This is a genomic window from Phytopseudomonas daroniae (genome assembly GCF_004327275.1).
In the GTDB taxonomy this organism is placed as follows: domain Bacteria; phylum Pseudomonadota; class Gammaproteobacteria; order Pseudomonadales; family Pseudomonadaceae; genus Aquipseudomonas; species Aquipseudomonas daroniae.
This window is the reverse complement of the sequence record NZ_QJUJ01000006.1, coordinates 43,537-65,347: the sequence shown is the minus strand read 5'-3', so window position 1 is coordinate 65,347 and position 21,811 is coordinate 43,537. Positions and strand designations below refer to the sequence as shown.

General features: G+C 61.6%; 21 protein-coding genes. 19 read left to right on the top strand and 2 right to left on the bottom strand.

Features of this window, described 5'->3' with window-relative positions; translation table 11 throughout:
• Positions 1–54 precede the first annotated feature (54 nt).
• From DNK10_RS15445 to cysW, 13 genes are all read left to right on the top strand, one after another.
• Positions 55–834, top strand: coding sequence for a MetQ/NlpA family ABC transporter substrate-binding protein (locus DNK10_RS15445; protein WP_131180618.1), 780 nt, complete (start codon positions 55–57; stop codon positions 832–834).
• Positions 835–1,324: 490 nt separating this feature from the next.
• Positions 1,325–2,218: a TauD/TfdA dioxygenase family protein gene (locus DNK10_RS15440; RefSeq protein ID WP_131192177.1), complete on the top strand. Its 894-nt coding sequence runs from the start codon at positions 1,325–1,327 to the stop codon at positions 2,216–2,218.
• A 192-nt stretch (positions 2,219–2,410) separates the two neighbouring features.
• On the top strand, positions 2,411–3,454 hold the full coding sequence (locus DNK10_RS15435; protein ID WP_131192176.1) for an ABC transporter substrate-binding protein: 1,044 nt from the start codon (positions 2,411–2,413) through the stop codon (positions 3,452–3,454).
• Positions 3,455–3,459: 5 nt separating this feature from the next.
• A complete protein-coding gene (locus DNK10_RS15430; protein ID WP_131192175.1) occupies positions 3,460–4,323 on the top strand; it encodes an ABC transporter ATP-binding protein in 864 nt (287 codons plus the stop codon).
• A 13-nt stretch (positions 4,324–4,336) separates the two neighbouring features.
• Positions 4,337–5,203 (top strand): ABC transporter permease, encoded by an 867-nt coding sequence (locus tag DNK10_RS15425; RefSeq protein ID WP_131192174.1) that lies wholly within the window; start codon positions 4,337–4,339, stop codon positions 5,201–5,203.
• 141 nt (positions 5,204–5,344) lie between these two features.
• Positions 5,345–6,361, top strand: a complete 1,017-nt coding sequence (locus DNK10_RS15420) for an ABC transporter substrate-binding protein (RefSeq protein WP_131192173.1) — start codon at positions 5,345–5,347, stop codon at positions 6,359–6,361.
• Between the two features lie 164 nt (positions 6,362–6,525).
• Entirely contained in the window at positions 6,526–7,191 is a 666-nt protein-coding gene (locus DNK10_RS15415) for an amino acid ABC transporter permease (protein WP_131192172.1), read from the top strand.
• Positions 7,172–7,831 (top strand): amino acid ABC transporter permease, encoded by a 660-nt coding sequence (locus DNK10_RS15410; RefSeq protein WP_131180611.1) that lies wholly within the window; start codon positions 7,172–7,174, stop codon positions 7,829–7,831. Before DNK10_RS15415 ends, DNK10_RS15410 begins: the two co-directional genes overlap by 20 nt.
• Entirely contained in the window at positions 7,828–8,589 is a 762-nt protein-coding gene (locus tag DNK10_RS15405; RefSeq protein ID WP_131192171.1) for an amino acid ABC transporter ATP-binding protein, read from the top strand. The genes DNK10_RS15410 and DNK10_RS15405 overlap by 4 nt, the downstream gene beginning before the upstream one ends.
• Positions 8,586–9,485 carry a transporter substrate-binding domain-containing protein gene (locus tag DNK10_RS15400; protein WP_131192170.1) on the top strand — a complete coding sequence of 300 codons (900 nt, stop codon included), beginning with the start codon at positions 8,586–8,588 and terminating at the stop codon, positions 9,483–9,485. The genes DNK10_RS15405 and DNK10_RS15400 overlap by 4 nt, the downstream gene beginning before the upstream one ends.
• A gap of 243 nt (positions 9,486–9,728) precedes the next feature.
• Positions 9,729–10,742 carry a thiosulfate ABC transporter substrate-binding protein CysP gene (cysP, locus tag DNK10_RS15395; RefSeq protein WP_131192169.1) on the top strand — a complete coding sequence of 338 codons (1,014 nt, stop codon included), beginning with the start codon at positions 9,729–9,731 and terminating at the stop codon, positions 10,740–10,742.
• A 195-nt stretch (positions 10,743–10,937) separates the two neighbouring features.
• Positions 10,938–11,786 carry a sulfate ABC transporter permease subunit CysT gene (cysT, locus tag DNK10_RS15390; protein WP_131180607.1) on the top strand — a complete coding sequence of 283 codons (849 nt, stop codon included), beginning with the start codon at positions 10,938–10,940 and terminating at the stop codon, positions 11,784–11,786.
• Positions 11,783–12,613: a sulfate ABC transporter permease subunit CysW gene (cysW, locus tag DNK10_RS15385; protein WP_131180606.1), complete on the top strand. Its 831-nt coding sequence runs from the start codon at positions 11,783–11,785 to the stop codon at positions 12,611–12,613. The genes cysT and cysW overlap by 4 nt, the downstream gene beginning before the upstream one ends.
• 1 nt (position 12,614) lies before the next feature.
• Here the strand turns inward: cysW and ubiM are convergent, their stop codons facing one another.
• Positions 12,615–13,790, bottom strand: coding sequence for a 5-demethoxyubiquinol-8 5-hydroxylase UbiM (ubiM, locus tag DNK10_RS15380; protein ID WP_131192168.1), 1,176 nt, complete (start codon positions 13,788–13,790; stop codon positions 12,615–12,617).
• A gap of 85 nt (positions 13,791–13,875) precedes the next feature.
• Positions 13,876–14,313, bottom strand: a complete 438-nt coding sequence (locus tag DNK10_RS15375; RefSeq protein ID WP_131180604.1) for a hypothetical protein — start codon at positions 14,311–14,313, stop codon at positions 13,876–13,878.
• Between the two features lie 163 nt (positions 14,314–14,476).
• On the opposite strand from DNK10_RS15375, the gene DNK10_RS15370 reads away from it, so the two are divergent.
• The 6 genes from DNK10_RS15370 to DNK10_RS15345 all read left to right on the top strand — a co-directional run bounded on the left by DNK10_RS15370 (position 14,477) and on the right by DNK10_RS15345 (position 21,769).
• Entirely contained in the window at positions 14,477–14,977 is a 501-nt protein-coding gene (locus DNK10_RS15370; RefSeq protein WP_131180603.1) for a CinA family protein, read from the top strand.
• 49 nt (positions 14,978–15,026) lie between these two features.
• Positions 15,027–15,863, top strand: a complete 837-nt coding sequence (gene galU / locus DNK10_RS15365) for a UTP--glucose-1-phosphate uridylyltransferase GalU (protein WP_131180602.1) — start codon at positions 15,027–15,029, stop codon at positions 15,861–15,863.
• 213 nt (positions 15,864–16,076) lie between these two features.
• Positions 16,077–16,589 carry a sigma-70 family RNA polymerase sigma factor gene (locus tag DNK10_RS15360; RefSeq protein WP_131180601.1) on the top strand — a complete coding sequence of 171 codons (513 nt, stop codon included), beginning with the start codon at positions 16,077–16,079 and terminating at the stop codon, positions 16,587–16,589.
• The gene (locus tag DNK10_RS15355) at positions 16,586–17,533 is read left to right on the top strand and encodes a FecR domain-containing protein (RefSeq protein ID WP_425273862.1); all 948 of its coding nucleotides are present in this window, start codon (positions 16,586–16,588) and stop codon (positions 17,531–17,533) included. The genes DNK10_RS15360 and DNK10_RS15355 overlap by 4 nt, the downstream gene beginning before the upstream one ends.
• Before the next feature lie 211 nt (positions 17,534–17,744).
• On the top strand, positions 17,745–20,171 hold the full coding sequence (locus DNK10_RS15350; RefSeq protein WP_131192166.1) for a TonB-dependent receptor: 2,427 nt from the start codon (positions 17,745–17,747) through the stop codon (positions 20,169–20,171).
• 200 nt (positions 20,172–20,371) lie between these two features.
• A complete protein-coding gene (locus DNK10_RS15345; RefSeq protein WP_131192165.1) occupies positions 20,372–21,769 on the top strand; it encodes a diaminobutyrate--2-oxoglutarate transaminase in 1,398 nt (465 codons plus the stop codon).
• Positions 21,770–21,811 lie beyond the last annotated feature (42 nt).

Below are 21,811 nucleotides of genomic sequence, written 5' to 3'. Positions count from 1 at the left end.
TGGCCAACACGATCATGCCGTTGTCGATCCAACGGTAACCATACGAGAACAATCATGAAAAAAACACTTCTGCTGGCCGCACTGGCCTCCGTTCTGTCCACCACCGCATTCGCCGCCGAAAAACTCAGCGTAGCGGCAACCCCGGTTCCCCATGCCGAGATTCTCGAACTGATCAAGCCGAAGCTGGCAGAGCAGGGCATCGACCTGCAGATCAAGGTATTCACCGACTACGTGCAGCCCAACCTGCAGGTCGAGCAGAAGCAACTGGATGCCAACTACTTCCAGACCAAGCCTTATCTGGACGGTTTCAATGAAAGCCGCGGCACCCACCTGGTGATCGTCAAGGGCGTGCACGTCGAACCCTTCGGCGGCTACTCCAGCAAGTACAAGAGCCTGAAGGATCTGCCGGACGGCGCCACCATCGCCATCCCCAACGAAGCTAGCAACAGCGGCCGCGCTCTGCAACTGCTGCAACACGCCGGCCTGCTGACCCTCAAGGATCCGACCTATATACAGGCCACGCCGAAGGATCTGGCGACCAACCCGCACAACTTCCAGTTCAAGCAACTGGAAGCGGCGATGCTGCCGCGCGTGCTGGATCAGGTCGACCTGGCACTGATCAACACCAACTACGCGCTGGAAGCCAAGCTCAACCCGACTGAAGACGCTCTGGTGCTCGAAGACAAGGATTCACCGTACGTGAACTATCTGGTCTCGCGTCCGGACAACCAGAACAGCGAAGCCATCAAGAAACTCGCTGACGCACTGACTAGCCCGGAGGTGAAGGCATTCATCGAGAAGAAGTACTCGGGCGCTGTAGTACCCGCGTTCTAAGGCGTGGCGAGCTCACGCTCGCTGCCGACGCTGCCGACGCTGCCGACGCTGCCGACGCTGCTGACCACGCCGACAGAGGCAAAGCCTCTGTCGGCGTTTTTTATGGCCGTCATATTTTTTATGGTGCTGTAGTGCCGTTGAACTGCTTGCGAAATGCCCCGGGCAATATGCCGGCGACCTCGGCAACGGCCACTCCCTGCTTGAGCAGTCGTGAGACCTGGCCATCGGCATCTTCTGCTGGGCTTTCTGCTCGATGCCGCTGCGAGGTGGCTGCACGGGCGTTGGAGCCATGCTTAGGGTGATGATGGCGCACCGATGATCCAGCCATAAGTTAATTCTAAAACGATATTTAAAAGCTGATTCTTATGCCTATATAGTTCGCATATGCGTACCCGCTGGCTAACCGGCGCGCCGCACGACTGAATACAGGTGCCGAACACCTGCTTCTGAGATGCGCCTTGCTGGCGCCCTTACGTGTGGAGTTGCGCGAATGTCTGCCGTGTCCTTGAGTTCTGCTATCCATCAGCCAACGCAGAATTTTGAAGTACGCCCCTTTTCCGCTGCTGTCGGTGCCGAGATCGTCGGCCTCGACCTCAGCCGTCCGCTGAATGACGCCGATTTCGCCCGCGTTCACCGCGCTCACCTCGACTACAACGTGGTGGTGTTTCGCGACCAGCGTATTACCCCGCAGCAGCAGATCGATTTCAGCCGTCGTTTCGGCGTGCTGCAGATCCACGTGCTCAAGCAGTTCCTGCTGGCCAATCACCCGGAAGTCTTCATCATTTCCAACATCGTCGAGAACGGTCAGCCGGTCGGTCTGGGTGATGCCGGCAAATACTGGCACTCGGATCTGTCCTATAAGGAATTCCCTAGCCTGGGCTCCATGCTGCTCGCCCAGGAGCTGCCGGAAGAGGGCGGCGATACGCTGTTCGCCAGCCAGCAACTGGCCTACGAGACACTGCCGGCCGAGCTGCGCCAGGCCATCGATGGCAAGCGCGCCGCGCATTCCTACACCGCCCGTTATGCCGATGAAGTGTTCAAGGGCATCCGCCGTCCGACGCTGACCGAGGCGCAACTGGCCGAGGTCAAGGCGGTGGTGCATCCGGTGGTACGCACCCACCCGGAAACCGGGCGCAAAGGGCTGTTCGTCAACGAGAACTTCACCACCCACATTCTCGACGTCCCCGAGGACGAGAGCCGGCAGATCCTCACCGAGCTCTACGCCCACAGTGCGAAGCCCGAATTCATCTACCGCCACCAGTGGCAGCCGAACGACATGGTGTTCTGGGACAACCGCGCGCTGATCCATCTGGCGACCGGCTGCCCGAGCCATCTGCGCCGGCGCATGCACCGTACAACAATCCAGGGTGACGTGCCGTTCTGACAGGCCGCTGAAAACTACCTGCGTTGCCATCGCTGCGTTAAAAACAGGCTCAAAATGCTCATGTACTACTCGTACACTCCGCTTTCTCGCCTGTTTTTGCCTTGCGCTGCCTGCCTCGCCTACGTTTTTCAACGACCTGCTAATCGATTCGACACCCTTTAAATTTTTGACCCATTTTCATGGAGCCTCGACATGTCGGCAGGTAAGCGCTTTCCCTTCGTTCCCCGTTTTGGCCGCCTGGCCGGCGGCATCGCCCTGAGTCTGAGCCTGCTGGCAGGCAGCCTGGTCGCGCCGCAAGCGGCTCACGCCGAGGGGCAGATCCGTATCGCCGAGCAGTTCGGTATCGTTTACCTGCTACTCAACGTGGTGCGCGATCAGCAACTGATCGAGAAGCACGGCAAGGCCGAAGGCCTGGACATCAAGGTCGACTGGCAGCAGTTGTCCGGTGGTGCGGCGATCAATGATGCGCTGCTGTCCGGCGCCATCGATATCGCCGGTGCCGGCATTGGCCCGCTGCTGACCGTATGGGATCGCACCCATGGTCGCCAGAACGTCAAGGGCGTGGCCTCGCTGGGCAACTTCCCGTACTACCTGCTGAGCAACAACCCCAAGGTCAAGACCATCGCCGACTTCACCGAGAAGGATCGCATCGCCGTTCCTGCCGTGGGCGTGTCGGTGCAGTCGCGTTTCCTGCAGTACGCCGCGGCCAAGCAGTGGGGCGATGACCAGTTCAACCGGCTGGACAAGTACACCCTGGCGCTGCCGCACCCGGATGCTACCGCGTCGCTGAAAGCGGGCGGCACCGAGTTGACCGGGCACTTCTCCAACCCGCCGTTCCAGAACCAGGCGCTGGAGAACCCGGATGTGCATGTGGTGCTCGACACCTACGAGCTGCTCGGCCCGAACTCGCCGACGGTACTGTATTCCACCGAGAAATTCCGTAACGACAACCCCAAGACCTACAAGGCCTTCGTCGGCGCGCTGGCCGAAGCGGCCGAGTTCGCCCAGAAGGACAAGGGCGCGGCGGCGGACACCTACATCCGCGTCACCGGCGCCAAGATCAGCCGTGAAGACCTGCTGAAAATCATCGACAACGACCAGTTCCAGTTCTCCGTCACGCCCACCAACACCTATCCGCTGGCCGACTTCCTGCACCGTGTCGGCGCCATCAAAAACAAACCGTCCAACTGGCAGGACTACTTCTTCGAAGACCCCGCCATCGGTCAGGGAAGCTGAAAACCATGAATGCCCCTCTGCAAGGCCACACGGCCAGCACATTGGATCGAGGCGCCTTCGACACCCTGTTGCAGGTGGAGAAGGTCAGCCTCGAGTACCGCACCCCGCAGCGCGTCGTACGTGCCACCCACGAAGTCAGCTTCGAGGTGGATCGTGCCGATCGTTTCGTGCTGCTCGGCCCGTCCGGTTGCGGTAAGTCCACCCTGCTCAAGGCGGTGGCCGGTTTTATCGAACCGGTCGGCGGCAACATTCGCCTGGATGGCATCCAGGTGCGCGATCCAGGCCCGGATCGCATCGTCGTGTTCCAGGAGTTCGACCAGTTGCCGCCCTGGAAGACGGTGAAACAGAACGTGATGTTCCCGCTGCTGGCTTCGCGCACGCTCAAGCGTCGCGAAGCCGAGGAGCGCGCCCTGCATTACCTGGAGAAGGTCGGCCTGGCCGCTTTCGCCGATGCCTACCCGCACACCCTGTCCGGTGGCATGAAAGCTCGTGTGGCGATTGCCCGCGCGCTGGCCATGCAGCCGAAGATCCTGCTGATGGACGAGCCCTTCGCCGCCCTCGACGCGTTGACCCGTCGCAAGATGCAGGAAGAGTTGCTGGAGCTGTGGGAGGAGGTGCGCTTCACCCTGCTGTTCGTCACCCATTCCATCGAGGAGGCGCTGATCGTCGGTAACCGCATCCTGCTGCTGTCGCCCCATCCGGGGCGGGTGAGGGCGGAGATCAACAGCCACCAGTACGACCTGCACAGCCTCGGCGGTGTGGGGTTCCAGCAGACCGCACAGCGCATCCATCGCCTGCTGTTCGACGAGGAGGTCGACAGCGGCCATGCCGTCGAGCTGGGCTTCCACGACATCCGCATCGCCTACTGAGGAGAATGAAACCATGAATCTTTCCCCCGCACGGCGTGAGGAATACGAAATCCCCCTGCAACCGTTGCCCGGCCTCAAGGTGGAGCGCGAGCTGTCCCTGGGGCAGCGTCTTTGGCAGCAGGGCTGGCTGCGCAAGTCGGTGATTCTGTTGGCACTCGCGCTGATCTGGGAAGCCGCGGCGCGCTACCAGGGCAACGATCTGTTGCTACCGAGCTTCCTGCAGACCGCCAAGGCTTTCGTCGAAGGCGTCGGCAGTGGTGAGCTGCTGGAGAAGGTGGCGATTTCGCTGTCGGTACTGGTCAAGGGCTACCTGATCGGTATCGGCATGGCCTTCCTGCTCACCACCCTGGCGGTGTCGACGCAGCTGGGCCGCGACCTGCTGTCGACCCTGACCTCGATGTTCAACCCGCTGCCCGCCATCGCACTGCTGCCGCTGTCGCTGCTGTGGTTCGGCCTGGGCGAGAACAGCCTGATCTTCGTGCTGGTGCACTCGGTGCTCTGGGCGTTGGCGCTGAATACCTACGCCGGCTTTCTCGGTGTGTCGGAAACCCAGCGCATGGCCGGGCGCAACTATGGCCTCAAGGGCATGCGCTTCGTGCTGTTCATCCTGATTCCCGCGGCGCTGCCATCGATCCTCGCCGGCCTGAAGATCGGCTGGGCCTTCGCCTGGCGCACGCTGATCGCCGCCGAACTGGTGTTCGGTGCGTCCAGCGGCAAGGGCGGCCTGGGCTGGTACATCTTCCAGAACCGCAACGAGCTGTACACCGACAAGGTATTCGCCGGCCTGGTGGCGGTGATTCTGATTGGCCTGCTGGTGGAGAACCTGGTGTTCGCCACCGTCGAGCGCGTCACCGTCAAGCGCTGGGGTATGCAGAGGTAGAGCCCTTCGTAGGGTGGATCACGCTTCACCGATCCACCTGTGCGGCCCGACCGATTCACCGATTTCGAGTGCAGTGGTGGATGAAAAAAAGCGTCAGCTACGCGCCCCGATCCACCCTATATACATAATAGAGAAGAGATGATGACCAACACATTCAAACTCGGCCGTCTGGCCACTGCTCTGGGCCTGCTTGGCGCCCTGGCAACCCCGCTGGTCGCCCACGCGGAAGGCAAGATCAGCATTGCCCAGCAGTTCGGTATCGGCTATCTGGTGCTGCATGTGGTCAAGGATCAGCAACTGATCGAGAAGCACGCCAAGGCCCAGGGCCTGGACAGCATCGACGTCGAGTGGCGCACCATCTCCGGCGCCACGGCGATGAACGAAGCCCTGTTGGCTGGCGCCATCGACGTGGTCTCGGCCGGTGTACCGCCGATGCTCACCGTGTGGGATCGCACCCACGGCAAGCAGAACGTCAAGGCTGTCGCGTCCCTGGGTTCCATGCCCAACTACCTGCTGAGCAACAAGGCCGAGGTCAAGACCCTGCAGGATCTCGGCGAGAAGGATCGCATCGCCGTGCCAGCCGCCGGCGTGGGCTTCCAGTCGCGCACCCTGCAGATCGAAACCGCCAAGCTGTACGGCAATGCCGACTTCCAGCGTTTCGACAAGATCTCCGTGAGCCTGCCGCACCCGGACGCCACCGCTGCGCTGATCAAGGGCGGCTCGGAAATCACCGCGCATTTCTCCAGCCCGCCGTTCCAGTACCAGGCGCTGGAAAACCCCGACGTGCACAAACTGATCAGTTCCTACGACATCCTCGGCGGCCAGGCCACATTCAACGTGCTGTATGCCACCGAGAAATTCCACGACCAGAATCCGAAGACCTACAAGGCCTTCTACGACGCACTGGTCGAGGCCTCGCAGATCATCAAGGCCGACAAGGCCGCTGCGGCAGAGACCTACATCAAGGTCGAGAACTCCAAGCTGCCACTGGCGTTCGTGCAGAAGATCGTCATCGATCCGGAAATCGACTTCACCGTGTCGCCGGAGCGCACCTTCATCTACGCCGAGAAATTGCATGAGCTGGGCGTGTTGAAGAACAAGGCTGGTTCCTGGAAGGATTACTTCTTCGAGGAAGCCCACGCCAATCCGGGTAGCTGATAACCAGATTGAAAACCGGCACGTGGGCGTCATCCCTGCCCGCGTGCTCCTGGCCATGTACTGCTGCGCACAACGCGGTAGTCGATTTTGGTGTTGACGATGCGTTCGTTCGTGGTAGCCGGGCTGCAGTTGCAAGCCCTTTTGTGTGACGGCGGGTCGCAGCCATGAGCTTCGATTGGCCATTCGTATTGTCGACGCTGCCAGCCTTTCTCAAGGCGGTTGGCGTCACCCTGCAAGTCGGCGCCATCGCCATTGCCTGTTCCTTGCTGGTGGCGTTGCTCAACTCGGCGATTCTGGTCTGGCGTGTGCCGTTCTTGCGGCGCCTGGTCGGCCTGTATGTCGAAGTGGCGCGTAACACCCCCTTGCTGATCCAGCTGTTCTTCATCTATTTCGCCTTGCCGGTGATCGGCATCCGTCTGTCCGGGTTCGCTGCGGCGATCATCGCCATGACCTTTCTCGGTGGCGCCTACCTGACCGAAGTGCTGCGCGCCGGTGTGGAGGCGGTACCCAAGGCGCAGATCGAATCTGGGCTGTCCATCGGCCTGTCGCGCTGGCAACTGCTGCGCCACGTGATCCTGCCCCAGGCCGGTTTGCTCAGCCTGCCAGCGCTGTTCGCCAACTTCATCTTCCTGCTCAAGGAAACCACCGTGGTCTCGGCGGTGGCGGTGCCGGAGATTCTCTACACCACCAAGAGCTACATCGCCCTGTACTACAAGACCTACGAGATGCTCGCAGTGATGACCACCCTGTGCGTGCTGCTGTTCCTGCCGCTGTCGCTGCTGTTGGGTGTACTGGAAAGGAGGCTGCAACATGGCCAGTTCGGGTCTTGAGCTGCTCTGGGTGTCGGCGCCGCAGTTGGCCCGCGGCGCCTGGGAAACCCTGAGCATTTCTGCCTCGGCCATCGCCTTCAGCACTTTGGGTGGCGTGCTCTACGGGGTGTTGCGCAGTCTCGGTTCGGCCTGGCTCGATGGGCTGCTGCGGGTCTACCTGGAACTGTTCCGGGCGATCCCGGTGCTGGTCTGGCTGTATCTGTTCTTCTTCGGGTTGCCGATCTTCGCGGGCGTCAGCGTGCCGAGCTTCTGGTGCGCGGTGCTGGTGTTGTCGTTATGGGGCGCCAGCGAGGTTGGCGAGGTAGTGCGCGGCGGCCTGCGTTCGCTGCCCCGTGGCCAGCGCGAGGCCGGTCTGGCCATCGGCCTGAACACCTGGCAGCTGTACGGCGAGGTACTGCTGCCCCAGGCGCTCAAGCGCATGACGCCGCCGACCATCAACGTCTATACGCGGCTGATCAAGACCAGCTCGCTGGCGGTGCTGATCGGCGTGGTGGATGTGATCAAGGTCGGTCAGCAGATCATCGAGCGCACCTACGAGTCGGTGCTGATCTACGGCTTCCTGTTCCTGTTTTTCTTTGTCCTCTGTTATCCGCTGTCGGCCGCCTCGCGCGTGCTGGAACGTCGCTGGAGTCATGCATGACCGCGTTGATCGAACTGGATTCATTCAGCAAAAGCTTCGGCGCCACGCCGGTGCTGCGCAAGGTCGACCTGCGTGTCGAGCGCGGCGAGGTGGTGGTGATCCTCGGCCCCAGCGGTTGTGGCAAGAGCACTCTGCTGCGCTGCCTCAATGGCCTGGAGCAGGGGCAGGGCGGCAGCCTGCGTTTCGCCGGGCGCGAACTGGGCGGCAAGACCGACTGGCGCGCCGTGCGCCAGGAAGTCGGCATGGTGTTCCAGAGCTACCACCTGTTCCCCAACAAGACGGTGCTGGAAAACATCCTGCTCGGTCCGCTCAAGGTGCAGAGACGCGCCTTCGGCGAGGCCTTGGCCCAGGCCGAGGCGCTGCTGGAGCGGGTCGGCCTGCTGGACAAACGCAATGCCTACCCGCGTGAGTTGTCTGGCGGCCAGCAGCAGCGCATCGCCATCGTCCGGGCGCTGTGCATGAACCCGCAGGTGATGTTGTTCGACGAGGTGACCGCCGCCCTCGACCCGGAAATGGTCAAGGAGGTGCTGGAAGTGATCCTCGGCCTCGCCGAAGGCGGCATGACCATGCTTATCGTCACTCACGAAATGGCCTTCGCCCGAGCGGTGGCCGACCGAATCCTGTTCATGGACGGCGGCGTGATCGCCGAACAGAACGACCCTGAAACTTTTTTCAGCAACCCGCAAACCGCACGCGCGCAGCAGTTTCTGGAGAAGTTCTCCTACGTGGAAAACATGCCCAAAAGGAAAGCGCAATGACCTTTAAATCTGCCCTGACATTCCCCTTGCTCGCTGCCAGCCTGCTGATTGGTTGCGGCCCATCCGATGAACCCAAGCAGGCCGCGGCCGAGCCCGCCGCGCCGACGCCGCCGGCCGCCGAAGCTGCGCCCAGCGACAGCTACCTGGAGAAGATCAAGGCCCGCGACAAGCTGATCGTCGGTGTCTTCAGCGACAAGCCGCCATTCGGCTTCGTCAACGAGCAGGGCGAGTACGTCGGCTTCGATACCGATATCGCCAAACGCTTCGCCAAGGATCTGCTCGGCGACGAGAAGAAAGTCGAATTCGTGGTCGTCGAGCCGGCCAGTCGTATCCCGTTCCTGCAGAGCGACAAGGTCGACCTGATCCTCGCCAACATGACCGTCACCCCGGAGCGCGCCGAGGCGGTGGATTTCACCAACCCGAACCTGCGCGTCGCCGTTCAGGCCCTGGTGGCCGACGGCAGTGACGTACAGAAGCTCGATGACCTGGCCGACAAGACCACCATCGTCACCACCGGCACCACGGCCGATATCTGGCTGACCAGGAACCATCCGGAGTGGAAGCTGCTCAAGTTCGAGAAGAACTCCGAGTCGCTGCAGGCCCTGGCCAACGGTCGTGGCGATGCCTATGCCCAGGACAACCTGGTGCTGTTCAGCTGGGCCAAGCAGAATCCGGGCTATCGCGTCCTCGCCGAAACCCTGGGCGATGAAGCACCGATCGCCCCGGCAGTGAAGAAGGGCAACATCGAACTGCGCGACTGGGTGAACGATGAGCTGGCCAAACTGGGCGAGGAGAAATTCCTGCTCAGCCTGTACGATCAGTACGTTCGTCCGGAGCTGGCCGAGGGCACCGATCCAGAAGCGATCATCGTCGAAGGCGGCAAGTGGGAGGAGTGATCCGCCACTGACAACCGCTGCAATGAAGAAAGCCCGCCCGGGAAACCAGGCGGGCTTTTTTCCTTCAATTGTTTTTAGGAATTCAGGTGATTTGCCAAGAGCTGGTTACAGGAAAGAGGAGGGTGAGGGTATTTCTAGTTCATAGAGGAATATGGTTATGATAAATAGATTCTTTTAAGGCATAAGGCCATCAAGCAGACTGATGCCGTCATCCGCACCCACCCCGTAAGGAAACCCTGGATCATGCTGAAAAAACTCCTGTTGGCGACTGCCGTCACCACCTCGCTGCTCGGTAGCGCTGCTGTGCTGGCTGCAGACAAGCCGATTCTCAATGCCTCTTATGACGTGGCCCGTGAGCTGTTCGCCGAGATCAACCCCAAGTTCCAGGCCCACTGGAAAGCCGAAACCGGCAAGGATCTGAAGATCGATCAGTCGTTCGCCGGCACCTCGCGCCAGGCTCAGGACATCATCCAGGGCAAGAAGGTCGACACCGTGACCTTCAACCAGGTTACCGACGTGGATATCCTGGCCAAGCGTGGCCTGGTGCGTAAGGATTGGGCCGAGCAGTTCCCCAACGGCAGCTCGCCGTACTACAGCACCACCGCCTTCCTGGTACGCAAGGGCAACCCGAAGAACATCAAGAACTGGGACGACCTGGCCCGTGCGGACGTGAAGCTGGTGTTCCCCAACCCGAAAACCTCCGGCAACGCCCGCTACAGCTACCTGGGTGCCTGGCTGTACGCCAACGAAACGTTCAAGGGCGATGAAGCCAAGATCAAGGAATTCGTCGGCAAGATCCTGCACAACGTCGAGAACTTCCCCACCGGCGGCCGTGGTGCCACCGTGGCCTTCGCCCAGAATGGCCAGGGCGATGTACTGCTGAGCTTCGAATCGGAAGTGGTCAATATCGCCAATGGCGAAGAGTTCAAGTCCGGCGAGTTCGAAGTGGTGGTGCCGCCGGTAAGCGTGCTGGCCGAATTCCCGGTCGCCGTGGTGGACAAGGTGGTTGACGAGAAGGGTACCCGCGATGTCGCCAAAGCCTACCTGGACTTCCAATACAGCAAGGATATCCAGAAGCTGCTGACCACCTACCACTACCGCGTGCAAGACAAGGAAGTGGCTGCCGAAACCGCAGGCCAGTTCCAGGATCTGCGCCTGATCAACCCGACCGAAGTCCTCGGTACCTGGGACGAGATCACTGCCAAGCACTTCGATGGCAATGCTATCCTTGACCAGCTTTTGGCCGAAGGTCGCTGATCGTCTAGTATCGATCTGCTGCGCGTCGGCTCTGCAGCGTTGGAAACAGGCCGCTTTGCCTGTTTCCACGGGGGCGCCTAGCCCGTGCATGGTTCTAGCTCGCGAGATCTCGATCATCGCCGAGGGCTGAGCCGCATCAGATGTATTTCACAAACCGCCGATCCTTCGGCGGTTTGTGCATTGAAGGACTTTCGAGTGAGCAAGACCCCCGTTTTCTTTCTGCAGAATCCGTTGCTGCCGGGCTTCGGCCTGAGCTTCGGTTTCAGCGTTTTCTACCTGTCGCTGGTCATCCTGTTTCCGCTGTCCGCCCTGTTGCTCTACGTCAGCGACATGAGTTGGGCGCAGTATTGGCAGGCGATCAGCGATCCGCGCGTGGTGCAGAGCTACAAGGTCACCATCAGCGGTGCCTTCTATTCCACCGTGATCGTGCTGCTGATCGGCTTGCTGATCGCCTGGATCATCACCCGTTACGAATTCCCCGGCCGACGCCTGGTCGATGCGCTGGTGGATCTGCCGTTCGCGCTGCCGACCTCGGTCGCCGGCCTGACCCTGGCGACCCTGCTGGTGCCCGGTGGTTGGCTCGGCCAGTATTTCGACGCTGTCGGCATCAAGATCGCCTATGCGTATCCCGGCCTGCTGATCGCCATGGTGTTCACCAGCCTGCCGTTCGTGGTGCGCACCGTGCAGCCGGTGCTGCAGAGCCTAGGCACGGAATACGAAGAGGCGGCCAGCACCCTGGGCGCCAACAAGTGGCAGAGCTTCGCCTACGTGGTGCTGCCGAGCCTGGCTCCGGCGCTGATCACCGGGGCGTCCCAGGCGTTCGTGCGCAGCCTGGGCGAGTTCGGCGCGGTGATCATGATCGCCGGCAACATCCCGTTCAAAACCGAAGTCTCGTCCCTGATGATTTTCGTGCGCTTGCAGGAATTCAATTACCCGGCAGCGGCGGCGATCGCCTCGGTGATTCTCCTGGCATCACTGTTCCTGCTCTTCGCCTTGCAGGTGGTGCAGGGGCGCTTGTTCAAATGGCAGCGGCAAAGCAGATGAAAAAACCTCAGCACTGGCATCAATGGTTACTCATCATCCTCGGCCTCGGTGCAGTCGCGCTGATGCTGCTGGTTCCCTTGGCGCTGATTTTCACCAAGGCGCTCAGCGGTGGCTGGAGCGTACTGGTCGACAACCTGTCCCAGGACTACATGCAGCACGCCATCGGCCTGACTCTGCTGGTCGCTGCGCTCACCGTGCCGCTGAACCTGTGCTTCGGCATTCTGCTGGCCTGGTGCGTGACCCATTACGACTTCCGTGGCCGCAAGCTGCTGACCACTCTGGTGGATATTCCCTACGCCGTGTCACCGGTGGTCGCGGGCCTCTGCTATCTGGTCGTCTATGGGCTGGAAACCGCGCTGGGCCGCTGGTTCTACGATAACGACATGCAACTGATGTTCGCCTGGCCCGGCATCGTCATGGTCACCGTGTTCGTCACCGCACCCTATGTGGCGCGCATCCTGATTCCGGTGATGCAGTCCCAGGGCAATGACGAGGAAACCTCGGCGTTGTGCCTGGGAGCCAATGGCTGGCAGATTTTCCGCCATATCACGCTGCCCAATATCAAGTGGGCGTTGCTGTATGGCGTGGTGGTCACCAACGCGCGGGCAGTGGGGGAATTCGGGGCGGTGTCGGTGGTGTCCGGCACCATCCTCAACCAGACTCTGACCCTGCCGCTGCTGGTGGATCAGTTGAACAACGATTACAAACCCGTAGCGGCTTTTACCGCAGCGGGCCTGTTGGCCTGCATGGCGTTGTTCACCCTGTTCCTCAAGACCTACATGGAGTGGCGTCAGCGCGTCAACATGCAACGCGCTGCCGACAGCTGAGTCAGCTCGATACCTGCGTCAGGTGTCGAGCCAGCGCCGATTTGAGCGGCGACAGGTTCTGCGCCAGGCGCAGGCCGGCATTGCGTAGCAGGCGAGAGGGCATTCGATCATCGGTGTACAGCCGCACCAGCAGGCTGGTGGCCTGATACAAGGGCCAGCTGGCTCGCTGCTGGGCGCGGGCGTAACGCTGAAGAACGGCGGGGGTGCCGATATCTCGGCCCTGATGCAACGCGTCGAGAAGCACATCCGCCAGCCGTTTCTGGCTCTGCAAGCCAAAGTTGAAGCCATGCGCCGTCACCGGATGCATGCCCACCGCGGCATCGCCTACCAGGGCACTGCGTAACCCGGCGAAACGCTCGGCATAGACGCCAACCAGCGGGTAGGCATGACGCTCGCCAAGCAGTTCCATACGCCCCAGGCGTCGGTCGAAACGTCGCTCCATATCGCGTGCGAAGGCCTCGGCATCGAGGCTCATCACTTTGCTCATTTCCTCAGGCGATAACGTCAGCACCGCCGAGGCGCAGTTGCCGTTCAGGGGCAGCAGGGCAAGTGTCTGCCCATAGCCGAACCACTCCCAGGCAACCTGTTCATGGCTGTACTCGTGGGCCATGCGGCAGACCAGCATGGTCTTGCCGAAGTCCTCCATGCGCGCGCCGATTCCCAGACGCCGTCGGGTTTCCGAAAAACGACTGTCGGCAGCGACGATCAATCGCGCACCCAGGCTCTGGCCACTGCTCAGGCATAACGTCACGCCCCGTGTCGTGCAGCGCAGCTCGCTGACCGTGCACTCGGCCAGCAATTGAACGTCAGGGCATTCCTTTACTGCAGCGAAAGCGGCGCGACGGATCGCCTGATTGGGCACCAGGCATCCCAACCGATCCTGGCCGGCTGCCGCCGCGGCGATACGCAGTGCGTAAGGGGAAGGGCCATTGAGCACTTGGGCGTCGCGCAGCGGAGCGATGTCTTCAGCCGAGACGTGTTGCCACAGCCCTAGCGATTGCAGCGTTTGCTGCGATGTGTGGGTGAGGGCGATCTCGCGGCCATCGAAGGGCGGCATTGCCAAATCATCGAGCGACTGACGTTCGATCAGTCGAATGGAAAGCCCGTGGCCGGACAAGGATCGCGCCAGGCAAAGGCCCGCCGGCCCGGCTCCGACGATGACGACATCCGCTTGCATGGCGGCTCCCCGCAGTTGCTGACAGGCACTTACTGTAGGTCAGTAGCCACCGGGAGGCATTGCTCGGGATCAGGCAAAAGGACGGTCACCAGAAGCCGATGGGATGACGCTCGTTGATGTAATCGAGCGGCAGAGCGAAGCCTTTGCGGAAGAAGTTGGCCAGACGGGTGTCGATGACCTTTTCGTTGACCGATGCCAGCAGCGATTCCTGGCGGTGGATATCGCCGCTGTCGGCGTAGTACTCCTCATGCAGCATGCGCTGCGCCGCGATATTGGCGACCAGACTGTAGCTGCTGACCAGGCCTTCATCGGGCCGGCTGACCGCCAGGATCAGGCGCGGCTTGTCGTTTTCCAGCGCCAGATCGACCACCACGTCAAGATCGTGGTTGCGTGCGTAGCTGGCTGCTTCTTCGAACAGAGGGCGCGCTTTCTCGCTCAATGCCTGGATGAATGCATCGCGAATCGAACCATCGCTCACATCGTGCAGTTCATGGGTGTCTTGCAGCTTGCGCAGAGTATTCACTTCATTGCCCCTTGGGTTCGTCTGCTGTCTAGCGTGGGAAAAACAAGCGGGCTGCAGAGTTCAGCCGGGTCGATGGATGGTCTCTGCTAAATATCTGGAACTTGTAGCCCCCAAGTACTGCCATAGACACACAGTAACGGTTGGGTTGGAGACTTTCGCCAGCATGCAAAACATCGAGCAGGCGGTTCATTTCCTGGAAAAGTACAACCTGGTACTGAGCACTGCCGAGTCGGCCACGGCCGGGCTATTGGCCGCCACCGTTGCGGCCGTACCGGGCTGTGATGGCGTGCTCGAGAGTGGCTTCGTCGTTTACTCCAAACGGGCCATGCAGGCCAGCCTCGGGGTGAAACTGGAGACCATCGAGACCTTCGGCATGAATAGCGAAGAGGTCGCCCGGGAGATGGCGCTGGGTGTGCTGCTGGCCAGCAGTGCGGACATCATCCTGGCCATCACTGGCGCGCCAACCGCGGACGACAAGAGCGGCCTGCAGATGATTGATGGTGCCATGTGTTTTGCCTGCGTCACCCGCCTTGCCGAACATCAGGGTGTGACCAGCGAGACCATCACTTTCCCCGGAGACAACAACGAAAGGCGCGCTGCTGCGGCGTGCCATGCCTTGCTGCAACTGCCTTATTACTATGAACGGCTGCGTCAGACCTCCTGACGCCACCGGTTCAGCGACTCGTGCAACATCGACCATTCAAGGAAAAAACATGATCAAGAAATGCCTGTTCCCAGCCGCCGGTTACGGCACTCGCTTTCTGCCGGCGACCAAGGCCATGCCCAAGGAAATGCTGCCTGTGGTCAACACGCCGTTGATCCAGTACGGCGTGGAAGAAGCACTCGACGCCGGCCTGAACGAGATCGCCATGGTGACCGGTCGCGGCAAACGTTCCCTGGAAGACCATTTCGACATCAGCTATGAGCTGGAACACCAGATCCGCGACACCGAAAAGGAAAAATACCTGGTCGGTATCCGTCGTCTGATCGACAACTGCACCTTTTCCTACACCCGCCAGGTGGAAATGAAGGGGCTGGGACACGCCATTCTCAGCGGCCGCCCACTGATCGGTGACGAGCCGTTCGCCGTGGTGCTGGCCGATGACCTGTGTATCAACCTCGGCGGCGATGGCGTGTTGACCCAGATGGTCAAACTGTACAACCAGTTCCGCTGCTCGATCGTGGCCGTCCAGGAAGTGCCGATGGAAGAAATCCACAAGTACGGGGTGATTGCCGGCGAGATGATCCGTGACGATATCTTCCGCGTCAGCCACATGGTCGAGAAACCGAAGGCCGAAGATGCACCCTCGAACCTGGCGATCATCGGGCGCTACATCCTCACTCCGGATATCTTCGACCTGATCAAGGACACCCAGCCAGGCAAGGGCGGTGAAATCCAGATCACCGACGCGCTGATGAAACAGGCCCAGGAGGGCTGCGTACTGGCGTACAAATTCAAGGGCCGTCGGTTCGACTGCGGTGGTGCCGAGGGTTACATCGAAGCGACCAACTTCTGCTTCGAAAACCTTTACCGTGAAGGTAGCGGCTAACACGCGAACCTGAATGAGAAACCGGGCCATGAGCTCGGTTTTTTGTACCTGCGATAAGCAGAACCGGCTACGAGGGCTCGAAACCGTTGCTTGAACACGCCATAAAGGGCGGCGTTACCTTCATTGGCTCAGTATCCACAAGCAAGACTACCGTTCGAGTCAGTTGTTAATTAGAATCGATCTCGTTATTGACTCTCGCGACGGGTGCCCGGCATGTTCGGTTCGGCTTTATCAAATGAACAGGCTTTTCACGATCTCTATCGTGACCACCGCAGCTGGCTGGAGCAATGGCTGAGCCGGCGGATGGGCAACGGCTGGGATGCGGCTGATCTCAGCCAGGATGCCTTCATTCGTGTACTGGCCGGTTCTCAGGCTATCGCCGAGCTGCAAGAGCCGCGCGCCTACCTGAAAACCATCGGCAAGCGCTTGCTGATCAATCTGCACAAGCGCCGCAGCCTGGAGCAGGCGTATCTCGATGCTCTGATGCAATTGCCCGAAGCCTGCGCACCGTCGCCCGAACAGCGTTGGCTGGTGCTCGAAACCCTGCAAGCCCTGGACGAATTGCTCGATGGCCTGCCGCGAATGGTGCGTCGCGCCTTTCTACTCAGCCAGCTCGAAGGGCTGGGCTATCGGGAAATCGCCGAACGGCTGGAAGTTTCCGAGCGCAGCGTCAAACGCTATATGGTTCAAGCCTACGAACACTGCCTGCTGGTCGAGCTGTGCTGAACCGCGAGGTCGGTGACGACACCCGCCGTGTCGCGCGTTCCGCAGCACGCTGGCTGGCGCTGATCGAATCCGGCGAAGCCGGGGAGCGCGACCACGCTGGCCTGCAGCGTTGGCGTGAGCACAGTGCCAGCCACGAACATGCCTGGCAGCGGATTCAGGCACTGCGCACCCGTTTCGATGGTCTGCCGCCCGAACTGGCCATGGCCAGCCTCGATCGCCCTGATCAGGGCCGCAGGCGAATGCTCAAGGGCATGCTCGGTATTGCGGCGGTGGCACCTGCGGCCTGGCTGGTAACGCGGGAATTGCCCATCGATGCCTGGCGTGCGGATCTCTCCACGGGCACCGGCGAGCGGCGCAGCGTGACGCTCGCCAGTGGCAGTGTGCTGGATATGAATACCGCCTCGGCGGTGAATATCGACGCAGGTCGGCAACGCCTGACGCTGGTGCGTGGCGAAATTGCCTTGCGCGTGGCTGGAGCCTCACCGTTCATCATCGATACGGCTCAGGGGAGGGCGACGCTCGGTGCGGGTGAGATTTGCGTGCGCCAGCAAGGCGATACCTGCGAATTCTCGGTTTTCAGCGGTAGCGCGCCGCTACGGCCAACGGGGTACGACACGTTCGTGCTGAGGCCTGGCCAGCGCGTGCGGCTGCGCGAAGGGCGTATCGAGTCCAGACAGACCTTCGACACCGGAGTGCCAGGCTGGCGTGACGGCGTGCTCATGGCCAACGACCAGCCGCTGGGCGATTTCCTGCGTGAGCTCGACCGCTATCGAGCGGGCATCCTGCGTTGGTCTGCAGCGCTGGAATCATTACGGGTGACCGGCAGTTTCCGCCTCGCCGACACCGATCAGATCCTTGCTCTTCTCGCTGCCAGCCTGCCGCTGGAGGTGCGTGCCCGCACGCGTTACTGGGTGACCCTCGTACCCCGCGAGCGAGCGGCCTAAACCTGCCTCCATTAACCGGCAGGAGCTGCGGGGGCGCATAGCCTTGCGGGCGATACGATCGTAGCCATTGCGAACCATCCGTGGAGCCCCCACCAATCGCCGGCAAGCCAGCTCCTACATGTAGGGCGCTGAAGTTTTTTCCTGAAACCTGTCCCTTTTTTTTCACTGACCTGTCATGGGAAGTAAGTGAATTAAAAAGAGAGCGTTTGCCATGCTATCAATGACACGTCATCGGCCACGTCTGGTGTCATCCATTTCCTACCCCACGGTGTGCCTGAGCCTGTTGCTCGGCTTCGGGCCCGTTGCGCCGTTCATCAGTCATGCCCAGGCTCAGGAGCGCAGTTACAACGTGCCGGGCAGTGACCTCGGCGCGGCATTGAGCCGCTTCGCCAGCCAGGCTGGGGTGAGTCTTTCCGTCGATCCGGCACTGGTCAGTGGCCGCAGTACTCCGGGGATTTCCGGCAGTTACAGCGTTGATGAGGGCTTCGCGCGCCTGTTGCAGGGCAGCGGGCTGCGTCTGCAGGCGGTAGGCAGCGAGGCCTATACCCTGGTACTGGCCAATGAGGGGGCCGACGCCATGGAAATCGCACCAACGGCGATCACTGGCGTCACGGTTCCTTCCGAGAGTCTCGAAGGCGAGCGCTATGCCGGTAGCCAGGTGGCGCGTCGCAGTTCGCAAGGGCTGCTGGGCTCTCGGGACTTCATGGAGTCGCCGCTGAGCATGACTACCTACACCAGCGAGACGGTGAAGAACAATCAGGCGCGCACCCTGGCCGACCTGACCTCCAGCGACCCGGCGGTGCGTTCCACCAACCCGGCGGGCGGCCGCTACGAGCAGTTCACCATTCGCGGCTTCAGCCTGTTCAACACCGATGTGTCCTACGGTGGCCTGTACGGCATCATGCCGACCTATTCCATCGACATGGAAATGGCCGATCGCGTCGATATCCTCCGTGGGCCGACCCAACTGGTCAACGGCATCTCGCCGCGCGGCAGCGTAGGCGGCGGTATCAACATCGTGCCCAAACGTGCCACCGACAAGCCGATCACCGAGTTCACCGGCAGCTACGCCTCGGATAGCCAGGTCGGCGGCGCGGTGGACGTGGGCCGCCGCTTCGGCGAGGACAACCGCTTCGGCATCCGTTTCAACGGCGTGAAGCAGTCCGGCGACACCGAATGGGATCACCAGAAGGTCAACCGCGAAATGGCGGTGCTGGGGCTGGATTACCGCGACGAGCGCCTGCGTCTGTCGATGGATCTGGGACATACCGAGCGCGATACCGACGCGCCCCAGGAGCGTGTGCTGATCGCCGATGCGGCGCCGGTGCCGAAGGCCGGTGACGTACGCCACAATTATGCCCAGCATTGGAGCAAGGCCAAGACCGACGACACCTTCGGCGCCCTGCGCGGCGAGTTCGATATCGATGATTCGACCCTGGTCTATGGTGCCGTGGGCGCACGCAAGAGCAACCACGATTTCCTCCGCCACAATGTCTCGATCACCAATGCGGCGGGCGACTTCACCGTGCAGCCCCGCGACTTCACCCGCGACGAGGAAGTGCGCACGGTGAACATGGGGGTACGCAAGTGGTTCCACACCGGTGCTGTCAGCCATGAAGTCAATCTGGCCGCCGACTACTTCGAGCTGGATTTCGAGAACGGTGGCGCTCGCTACGCCAACGGCGACAGCAATCTCTACGATCCGGTGCAGACGCCGAAGCCGCTCGTCCCGACGCGTCTCGATGCGAAGATCTACACCGAGAGCCGCTTCAGCGGTGTGGCGCTGTCCGATACCCTGGGCTTCATGGACGATCGTCTTCTGCTGACCCTCGGCGCCCGCTGGCAACGGGTCAAGATCACCGACTGGAGCGACGGTGTCGAACGACCCACCGGCTACGACGAGGAGAAGGTATCGCCGTCGGTTGGCGTGCTGTTCAAGGCCACCGACCAGCTGTCCCTGTACGCCAACTATATGGAGGGGCTCAGCCAGGGCAAGATCGCGCCATCGACCTCGGACAACAACGACGAAATCTTCCCACCCTTCATCAGCCGTCAGATCGAGGCGGGTGCCAAGTACGACATGGGACGCTTTGCCGTCACTGCCGCGGTGTTCCGCATCAAGCAACCGGCCTATGAGACCAATTCCACATCGCGGCTGTTCGGCCCCAACGGCAAGCGGGTCAACGATGGCGTCGAGCTCAGTGTCTTCGGTGAACCCGCGAATGGCTTCCGCCTGCTTGGCGGGGTGATGTATATCGACAGCGAACTGCGCAACACCATTGGCGGTGCCACCGACGGCAACCGCGCACCGGCCACGCCGAAATGGAACGCCAACCTGGGTGCCGAGTGGGATGTGCCTGGCCTACAGGGGCTGACCCTGACCGGGCGCGGCATCTACAGCAGCTCGCAGTACCTCGACCAGGCCAACACCAAGGAAATCGATTCGTGGACGCGCTATGACGTCGGCGCGCGCTACGCCTTCAAGGTCGACGACAAGGACATCACCCTGCGCGGCACCGTCGAGAACGTGCTCGACTCCCGGGACTGGATCTCGGCCGGCGCGTCGGACGACAGCGAGCCGGGACTGACCATTTCCACGCCACGTACTTTCATTCTGTCGGCAACCGTTGGGTTCTGACCGTCCGTAGCACCTCTGTAGCGAACGCCTGTGCACCAGGCGTTCGACTGCAAACAATAAAACCAATTATTCAGGGATGACGCGGGAGACCCCAAAGGGGTTGCCCCGCATTTTGCGTGACCTGCCATTGACTGATGAGTGCAGTGCTGACGACTTTCAACGGCTCCACCCGGAGCCTCGAACAGATAGAGGCGAGCACCATGCTAAGTGAACGAACCATCCCGCTGGATCGAGTCCATCGCGATTCGGCCCAGAGCAACAATGCGGATTACCTGGAACGCCAGGAGCGATTCGAATCCAATGTGCGCAGTTACCCGCGCAAGCTGCCCCTGGCCATCGCCAAGGCACAGGGCGTGTGGGTGACCGATGTCGAGGGGCGTCGTTATCTCGACTGCCTGGCCGGCGCAGGAACCCTGGCGCTGGGCCACAACCATCCCGCCATCGTCGATAGCCTGGCTGGTTTTCTGGCTTCCGGGGTGCCCATGCACACCCTGGATCTCACCACGCCGCTGAAGGATGCCTTCAGCGAGACACTGCTGGGCGTGCTGCCGAGCCAGGGCTATTGCCTGCAGTTCTGCGGGCCCTCCGGCGCCGATGCCGTGGAGGCCGCGCTCAAGCTGGCCAAGACCGTGACCCGGCGCAGCAACGTCATCGCCTTTTCCGGTGGCTACCACGGCATGACCCACGGCGCCCTGGCGGTGACCGGCAATACCGGCCCGAAAGATGCCGTGGCCTCGCTGATGCCCGGCGTGCAGTTCATGCCATATCCCCACGAGTATCGCTGCCCGCTGGGCATCGGTGGCGAGGCGGGCACCCGTGCGCTGTCGTATTACTTCACCCAGTTCATCGCGGATGTCGAAAGCGGCGTCTGCCTGCCGGCGGCGGTGATCGTCGAGGCGGTGCAGGGTGAGGGAGGCGCCAACCCGGCACCCAATGAATGGCTGCGTACCCTGCGTGAAGTCACTCGGCGCCACGGCATCCTGCTGATCGTCGATGAAGTCCAGGCCGGTTTTGGCCGCACCGGGCGGATGTTCGCCTTCGAACACGCCGATATCGAACCCGACATCATCGTCATGTCCAAGGCGGTCGGCGGCGGTCTGCCCCTGGCCGTGCTGGCCATCAAGCGCGAGTTCGATGCCTGGCAGCCAGGCGCCCATACCGGCACCTTCCGCGGCAACCAGATGGCCATGGCCAGCGGCATGACCACCCTGCAGATCATTCAGAACGACGCCCTGGCCGAACAGGCCCGGGTACGCGGCGACTGGCTGAAAGAGCGTTTGAACGCGCTGCGTGAGCGCTATCCGGCGATTGGGCAGGTACGTGGCCGTGGGCTGATGCTGGGCCTGGAGATCGTCGACGAACGCCAGCCAGCCGACGCCCTGGGTGCCCATCCCATGGATGCGGCGCTGTCGGCTTCCATCCAGAGCCACTGCTTCAAGCAGGGTTTGCTGCTCGAACGAGGCGGGCGCCACGGCAGTGTCATCCGCCTGTTGCCGCCATTGATCATCGACGAGGCGCAGTGCGGCGAAGTGATCGTGCGTTTCGAACGCGCGCTGGATGCGGCACTAGCCGCTGCGCCGGGAGGTGCCCGTGGCTGATCTGTCCGCAAGCGCCATGCGCGCTTACCCAGACCTCGATGT

Bases quoted from the DNA above. Each gene is read 5' to 3' on its own strand.
- DNK10_RS15445 (WP_131180618.1), top strand. From the start codon at position 55: ATGAAAAAAACACTTCTGCTGGCCGCACTGGCCTCCGTTCTGTCCACC.
- DNK10_RS15440 (WP_131192177.1), top strand. From the start codon at position 1,325: ATGTCTGCCGTGTCCTTGAGTTCTGCTATCCATCAGCCAACGCAGAAT.
- DNK10_RS15435 (WP_131192176.1), top strand. From the start codon at position 2,411: ATGTCGGCAGGTAAGCGCTTTCCCTTCGTTCCCCGTTTTGGCCGCCTG.
- DNK10_RS15430 (WP_131192175.1), top strand. From the start codon at position 3,460: ATGAATGCCCCTCTGCAAGGCCACACGGCCAGCACATTGGATCGAGGC.
- DNK10_RS15425 (WP_131192174.1), top strand. From the start codon at position 4,337: ATGAATCTTTCCCCCGCACGGCGTGAGGAATACGAAATCCCCCTGCAA.
- DNK10_RS15420 (WP_131192173.1), top strand. From the start codon at position 5,345: ATGACCAACACATTCAAACTCGGCCGTCTGGCCACTGCTCTGGGCCTG.
- DNK10_RS15415 (WP_131192172.1), top strand. From the start codon at position 6,526: ATGAGCTTCGATTGGCCATTCGTATTGTCGACGCTGCCAGCCTTTCTC.
- DNK10_RS15410 (WP_131180611.1), top strand. From the start codon at position 7,172: ATGGCCAGTTCGGGTCTTGAGCTGCTCTGGGTGTCGGCGCCGCAGTTG.
- DNK10_RS15405 (WP_131192171.1), top strand. From the start codon at position 7,828: ATGACCGCGTTGATCGAACTGGATTCATTCAGCAAAAGCTTCGGCGCC.
- DNK10_RS15400 (WP_131192170.1), top strand. From the start codon at position 8,586: ATGACCTTTAAATCTGCCCTGACATTCCCCTTGCTCGCTGCCAGCCTG.
- cysP (WP_131192169.1), top strand. From the start codon at position 9,729: ATGCTGAAAAAACTCCTGTTGGCGACTGCCGTCACCACCTCGCTGCTC.
- cysW (WP_131180606.1), top strand. From the start codon at position 11,783: ATGAAAAAACCTCAGCACTGGCATCAATGGTTACTCATCATCCTCGGC.
- ubiM (WP_131192168.1), bottom strand. From the start codon at position 13,790: ATGCAAGCGGATGTCGTCATCGTCGGAGCCGGGCCGGCGGGCCTTTGC.
- DNK10_RS15370 (WP_131180603.1), top strand. From the start codon at position 14,477: ATGCAAAACATCGAGCAGGCGGTTCATTTCCTGGAAAAGTACAACCTG.
- galU (WP_131180602.1), top strand. From the start codon at position 15,027: ATGATCAAGAAATGCCTGTTCCCAGCCGCCGGTTACGGCACTCGCTTT.
- DNK10_RS15360 (WP_131180601.1), top strand. From the start codon at position 16,077: ATGTTCGGTTCGGCTTTATCAAATGAACAGGCTTTTCACGATCTCTAT.
- DNK10_RS15350 (WP_131192166.1), top strand. From the start codon at position 17,745: ATGCTATCAATGACACGTCATCGGCCACGTCTGGTGTCATCCATTTCC.
- DNK10_RS15345 (WP_131192165.1), top strand. From the start codon at position 20,372: ATGCTAAGTGAACGAACCATCCCGCTGGATCGAGTCCATCGCGATTCG.